Source organism: Isoptericola sp. NPDC057191 (genome assembly GCF_042670225.1).
Classification (GTDB): Bacteria; Actinomycetota; Actinomycetes; order Actinomycetales; family Cellulomonadaceae; genus Isoptericola.
The window spans coordinates 1-5,340 of record NZ_JBHUWC010000233.1 but is presented as its reverse complement, the minus strand read 5'-3'; the positions used below and the strand labels follow the sequence as shown (position 1 = coordinate 5,340).

Below are 5,340 nucleotides of genomic sequence, written 5' to 3'. Positions count from 1 at the left end.
GGCGTGACCGGAGCCGGGGTGGCGAGGATCTCGCCGCCCCGGCTCCGTCGTGCCGGAGGCCGACCGGGCGGTCGGTCAGGAGGTGAGGGAGTCGACGACCTTCGCGACGCGGCGGTCGCGGGTCTCGTCCGTCCTGGCGTCCGTGACGCTGAGCGCGTGGGCCTTCTGCTTGCTCGCCGACAGGGCGGCCCAGGCGGCGGCCGCGTCGGGCCGGTCGGCGAGGGCAGCGGCGAGCGCGGACGGCACCTCCACGGTGCGCGGGGCGTCGTCGAGCTCGAGCCGGACGGAGACCTCGTCCCCGGCGCCGCGGCCGGTGGCCGCGCGCGTCTCGGCGTTGAACGAGACCAGGAAGCGGCCGCCCATCGACGCGACGGAGCTGCGATAGGTGTAGCCCTCGTCGATCGTCACGGAGACGGGCACCCGCCGGCCGCGACCGAACGCCGTCACGACGTCGTCGGGGACGGGCAGGCCCACGTTGTTGCCGCCGGTGGCGAGCAGCGTGGTGGTGAACGTCTGGACCGTGGCCGCGTCGCTCATGCCGTGCACGCTACCGACGGCTACGCCGACTCGCCCTCGATGAGGCGCGGGACGAAGATCTGCGGCCGGGCGGGCACGTCCGTCCCGGCGAGCACGTCGAGCAGCGTGGAGGTCGCGGCGGTGACCATCTCGACGACGGGCTGCAGCACGGTGGTGAGCCGCGGCGTCGTCCGCTCCGCGCCCAGGGCGTCGAAGCCGACCACGGCGACGTCGTCGGGCACGGACCGCCCCGACTCGCGCAGCACCTGCATCGCGCCGTTGGCCATGAGGTCCGACGCCGCGAAGACGCCGTCGACGTCGGGGTGGGCGGCGAGGATGCGCTGCATCGCCGCCGCGCCGCCCATGACGGTGAAGTCGCCGTTCTCGACGGCGACCGCGGGCAGGCCCGCGTCCTCGAGCGTGTGCTGCCAGGCGTCGTGACGGTCGACGGCGGCGGTCATGTCGAGCGGGCCGGTGATCGTGGCGATCCGCCGGCACCCGCGGTCGACGAGGCGCTGCGTGGCCGTGCGGCCGCCCGCGGCGTTGTCGACGTCCACGAAGTGCAGCGACTCCGTGTCGAAGGGACGCCCCACGAAGACGGCGGGCAGCCGCGAGCGCACCAGCTCGGGCTCCAGCTGGTCCTCCTTGTGGTGCGACGCCACGATCACGCCGTCGACGTGCCCGGAGCGCAGGTAGCGCGCGATGTGGCCCGGCGGCTCGCCCGGGCGGGCGAGCAGCAGGACGAGCTGCAGCTCCGTGCCCGTCAGGCCCTCGCTGACGCCGCGCAGCACGCCCGCGAGGAACGGGTCGGTGAGGATGCGGGCGTCAGGCTCGGGCACGACCAGCGCGATGGAGTCGGTGCGACGGGTGACCAGCGAGCGGGCCGCCCGGTTCGGGGCGTACCCGAGCCGGGCGACGGCGTCGTCGACGGCGGACTGTGCCTCCGGCGACACGCGGTCGCCGCCGTTGATGGCGCGCGACGCCGTGGACCGCGAGACCCCTGCGGTCCGGGCGACGTCGTCCAGCGTCGGGCTGGGATGCTCGATGACCACCTGCGGAGACTACTCCGCGTCCGTGCCGGTGGCGGAGTGCGGCGGGACGACGCCCGTGCGCGCGACCTCGGCGTACCAGCGGCCCGAGGACTTCACCGTGCGCTCCTGCGTCTCGTAGTCCACGTGGACCAGGCCGAAGCGCTTGGAGTAGCCGAGAGCCCACTCGAAGTTGTCCATGAGCGACCACGCGAAGTACCCGCGCACGTCGGCGCCGGCGTCCATCGCGTCGCGGACGGCGCGCAGGTGCGCGTCGACGAACGCGAGGCGCTCCGGGTCGTCGACGGTGCCGTCGGCGGCGACGACGTCCGGGTAGGCGGCGCCGTTCTCGGTGATGTACATGGAGGTGCCGCGCGGGCCGGTGTAGTCCTGCTGGAGGCGGGTGAGCAGTCGGGTGAGCCCCTCGGGCTGCACCTCCCAGCCCATGTCGGTGACGGGCAGCCCGCGGCTGTGGTGGTGGATGCCGTCGGGCACGGGGTTCGGGGACCGGGTCTCCCAGACGGGGGCGCCCTCGGTGGTCTCGCGCGCGCCGTCGGGGCCGGCGGTCCCCTCGGGGACCTCGCCGGCGGGCACCTGCGGCGTGGCGGAGACCGCGCCGCCGTTGTAGTAGTTCACGCCGAGCACGTCGATCGGGGTGGAGATCACCTCGAGGTCGCCCTCGTGCACGACGTCGGCGAACCCGAGGTGCGCGACGTCGTCCAGCAGGTCCTGCGGGTAGGCGCCGCGCAGGATCGGGTCGAGGAAGAACCGGTTGAACATGCCGTCGTCACGACGCGCGACGTCCACGTCCGCCGGGTCGGTCGGGTCGACCGGGTCGGAGACGGTGAAGTTGAGCGTGAGGCCGAGGACGGCCTCCGGGTCGCGCTCGCGCAGCGCCTGCACCGCGCCGCCGTGCCCGAGCATGAGGTGGTGCGCGGCGGCGAGGCCGAGCTCGGGCGACTTCTTGCCGGGCGCGTGCGCGCCGGACGTGTAGCCGAGGAACGCGGAGCACCAGGGCTCGTTGAGCGTCGCCCACACCTTCACGCGGTCGCCGAGCGCCTCGTGCATGGTCACCGCGTAGTCGACGAAGCGGGCGGCGGTGTCGCGGTTAGGCCAGCCGCCGATCTCCTCGAGCGCCTGCGGCAGGTCCCAGTGGTAGAGCGTCAGCCACGGCAGGACGTCGGCGCCGAGCAGCTCGTCCACGAGGCGCGAGTAGAAGTCCAGGCCCTCGCGGTTGACCGTCTTGCCGTCGGGCATGACCCGCGCCCACGACGTCGAGAACCGGTACGTGTCGAGGTGGAGGCGCTGCATGAGCGCCACGTCCTCGCGGTAGCGGTGGTAGTGGTCGCAGGCGACGGAGCCGTCGTCGCCGTTCTTCACCGCGCCGGGGACGCGGCAGAAGGCGTCCCAGACCGAGTCCTCGCGGCCACCCTCGGTCGACGCGCCCTCGATCTGGAACGCGGCCGTGGCGGCGCCCCAGAGGAAGCCGTCGGGGAACGCGACCGACCCGGTGGCGTGCGGGGAGGTCGTCAGAGGTGCGGTGGGCGTGAACGGCACCGCGGTGCCGGGGGCCGCCCGGCGCGCGCCGGGGGTGGGGAGGGTCATGGATTCGGATCTTTCCATCGGTGCGAGGCTCCCGCTGCGCAGGCCGCGGGACGGGGAGGGTGGGCGTCGCCGCCGGGGTCAGCCCTTGACCGCGCCGGCCATGATGCCGGCGACGAGCTGGCGGCCGACGAAGGCGAAGATCACCAGCAGCGGCAGCGTCACGAGGAAGATGCCGCCCATCACGAGCGAGTAGTCCACGAAGTAGTTCGACTGCAGGGACTTCACGACCAGGGGCAGGGTCGGGTTGCTCTGGTTGAGCACGATCGACGGCCAGAAGTAGTTGGTCCACTGCTGCACGAAGGTGAACAGGCCGAGCATGGCGGCCGCCGGGCGGGCGGCGGGCAGCGCGACCGACCAGAAGGTGCGGATCATGGACGCGCCGTCGACGCGCGCGGCCTCGATGAGCTCGTACGGCAGGGCCTCGGAGAGGTATTGCGTCATCCAGAAGACGCCGAACGCGGTGACGAGCGCGGGCACGATGACGGCCTGCAGCTTGCCGATCCAGTCGAGGTCGGTCATGAGGATGTACATCGGGATGACACCGAGCTGGGTCGGCACGGCCATCGTCGCGATGACGAACACCAGCAGCGGGCCGCGGCCGCGGAAGCGGAGCTTGGCGAACGAGTAGCCGGCGAGCGTCGAGAACAGCACGACGGAGGCGGACGTGATCACGGCGATGATCACCGAGTTCGTCAGCGCCTTCCAGAAGTTGATCTGGTCGGCCGTGATCACCTCGGCGAACTGCTGGAACAGGCTCGCGTCCGGCAGCCACTGCGGCACGGCGTTCTGCGCGATCGCCGTCGGGTCGGACGACCCGAGCAGCAGCGTGAAGTAGAGCGGGAAGACCGAGATCAGCACCACGAGCCCGAGGAGCACGTAGGTGACGCGGCCCGGACGGCGCTGGGCCGAGCGGGTCCCGCGGTTGCGGCGCTTGGCGGCGGCGCGGGCCGCGCGGGGGCCGGCGGTCTGGGCGGTGACGGCGACGGAGCTCATCGGCGGTCCTCCCGGTCGGTGGTGGTGTCGGTGGGCGTGCCCGTGGATCCGGGGGTCGGGGGGAGGGAGTGCGGTGCCGGCGGCCCTGCGGGCCCGGAGGTCGCGGTGGTCGTGGTGGCGCGACCGACGGCCTGCGCCTGGGCGAGCAGCTGGCGGGTGTGCCGGCGGCTGACCTTCGGCGCCTTCGGGCCGGACGTGGCGATGCGCCGGGTGGCGAGGAAGTTGATCAGGCCGATGAGGACGATCAGCAGGAAGAGCAGCCAGGCGACGGCGGACGCGCGGCCGAAGTTCTTCTGGTTGCCCCACGCGACGTCGTACAGGTAGACGACCGTGGTCATCCAGTCCTTGTCGGGGCCGCCCAGGCCGTACGGGTCGTACATGCGGACCTCGTCGAAGATCTGCAGGCCGCCGATCGTCGACGTGATGACGACGAAGATGATGGTGGCGCGGATCTGCGGCACGGTGATCGAGAAGAACTGCCGGGCGCGGCCGGCGCCGTCGATGACGGCCGCCTCGTACAGCTCGCGCGGCACGGCCTGCATCGCGGCGAGGAAGATGAGGGCGTTGTAGCCGGTCCAGCGGAAGTTCACCATCGACGCGATCGCGATGTGGCTGGCGAGCCGCTCGCTGTGCCAGCCGACGGGGTCGATCCCGACGAGGCCGAGCAGCTCGTTGATGAGCCCGTACTGGTCGGCGAACATGCGCCCGAAGATCATCGAGACCGCGACGGGGGCCACGACGTAGGGGATGAGCACGCCCATGCGCCAGAAGGTGGCGGCGCGCAGGTTCTGGTCGAGGAGCGCCGCGATCGTGATCGCGAGGATCACCTGCGGGATGCTCGAGAAGACGAAGATCGAGAACGTGTTGACCAGCGACTTCCAGAAGATGGGCTGGTGCAGCACGTCGACGTAGTTCTGCAGGCCCACGTAGTCGCCCTGGCCGCCGAGCAGGTTCCAGTCGTGCACCGACACGAACGCGGTGTACGCGAGCGGGAACAGCCCGGTGACGGCGAAGATGACGAAGAACGGCGAGATGTACAGGTAGGGCGAGACCTTCACGTCCCAGCGGCCGAGGCGCTGGGAGAAGCCGAGTCGTCGGGGCGCCTTGGGCTCGCGGCCCGTGCGCTGCGCGGGTTGGGTGGGGGAGAGGACGGCCATCTGCTGCTTCCTGTGCTGTGCGCCGGTCGAGGCCTGCGGGG

The 5,340-nt window shown here is 72.2% G+C and carries 5 protein-coding genes; all 5 read right to left on the bottom strand.

Annotation, left to right across the window (positions count from 1 at the left end):
* Positions 1-75 precede the first annotated feature (75 nt).
* Positions 76-537 carry a YdeI/OmpD-associated family protein gene (locus ACFT55_RS18880; protein WP_380245385.1) on the bottom strand — a complete coding sequence of 154 codons (462 nt, stop codon included), beginning with the start codon at positions 535-537 and terminating at the stop codon, positions 76-78.
* Positions 538-557: 20 nt separating this feature from the next.
* The gene (locus ACFT55_RS18875; protein WP_380245384.1) at positions 558-1,568 is read right to left on the bottom strand and encodes a LacI family DNA-binding transcriptional regulator; all 1,011 of its coding nucleotides are present in this window, start codon (positions 1,566-1,568) and stop codon (positions 558-560) included.
* 9 nt (positions 1,569-1,577) lie between these two features.
* A complete protein-coding gene (locus tag ACFT55_RS18870) occupies positions 1,578-3,149 on the bottom strand; it encodes a glycoside hydrolase family 1 protein (protein ID WP_380245383.1) in 1,572 nt (523 codons plus the stop codon).
* A gap of 78 nt (positions 3,150-3,227) precedes the next feature.
* Positions 3,228-4,142 carry a carbohydrate ABC transporter permease gene (locus ACFT55_RS18865; RefSeq protein ID WP_380245382.1) on the bottom strand — a complete coding sequence of 305 codons (915 nt, stop codon included), beginning with the start codon at positions 4,140-4,142 and terminating at the stop codon, positions 3,228-3,230.
* The gene (locus ACFT55_RS18860; RefSeq protein ID WP_380245386.1) at positions 4,139-5,299 is read right to left on the bottom strand and encodes a carbohydrate ABC transporter permease; all 1,161 of its coding nucleotides are present in this window, start codon (positions 5,297-5,299) and stop codon (positions 4,139-4,141) included. Before ACFT55_RS18860 ends, ACFT55_RS18865 begins: the two co-directional genes overlap by 4 nt.
* Positions 5,300-5,340: the final 41 nt, after the last annotated feature.